Here is a 628-nt window from a genome sequence, read left to right on the forward strand (position 1 = left end):
AGGTGCCGTCGCCGTCGCCGGTCCAGCGGAGCAGTGTGGCGTCGTCGGCTTTGACGCCGACGATGTCGGCTTTGTTGTCGCCGTTGAGGTCGAGTACGGCGAGTTCGCGGATGGTTTGCCAGTTGCCGCCGACCTGTGCGGGGGTGGCGAAGGTGCCGTTTCCGTTGCCGCGCCAGTAGATGAGTGTGCCGTCGGGTTTGGTGCCCCAGATGTCGGCGTCTCCGTCACCGTCGGCGTCGCCTGCGGCGAAGCGGTTGATTTGGCTCCAGCCGGTGCCGACGCGTTTGGCGGTGTCGAAGCCGCCGCTGCCGGTGCCGATGTAGAGGTTGAGGTTGTCGCCGGCTTTGGCGAGGATGTCGGCTTTGTTGTCGCCGTTGACGTCGGCGAGGGTGAACCAGTCGATGGTTTTCCAGCCGGTGCCGACTTGTGTTCTGGCGCCGAATGTGCCGTCGCCGTCGTTGCGCCAGTGCCAGAGGACGCCGTCGGTGGCGGTGGCGTAGAGGTCGGCCCAGCCGTCCCCGTTGGAGTCGCCGACGGCGATGCGGTTGTAGTTGTCGATCCAGCCGGGTCCGATGCGTATGGCTGAGCCGAAGGTGCCGGTGGAGCGGCCGGGGTAGTACCAGAGGAC

Annotated in this window: 1 protein-coding gene; it reads right to left on the reverse strand. The window is 66.7% G+C overall.

The window, feature by feature from the left end:
- On the reverse strand, positions 1-628 hold a 628-nt coding region (locus ACFFIA_RS42425), incomplete at both ends, for an FG-GAP repeat domain-containing protein (RefSeq protein ID WP_377262979.1).

The organism is Phytohabitans kaempferiae, from assembly GCF_042433955.1.
In the GTDB taxonomy this organism is placed as follows: domain Bacteria; phylum Actinomycetota; class Actinomycetes; order Mycobacteriales; family Micromonosporaceae; genus Phytohabitans; species Phytohabitans kaempferiae.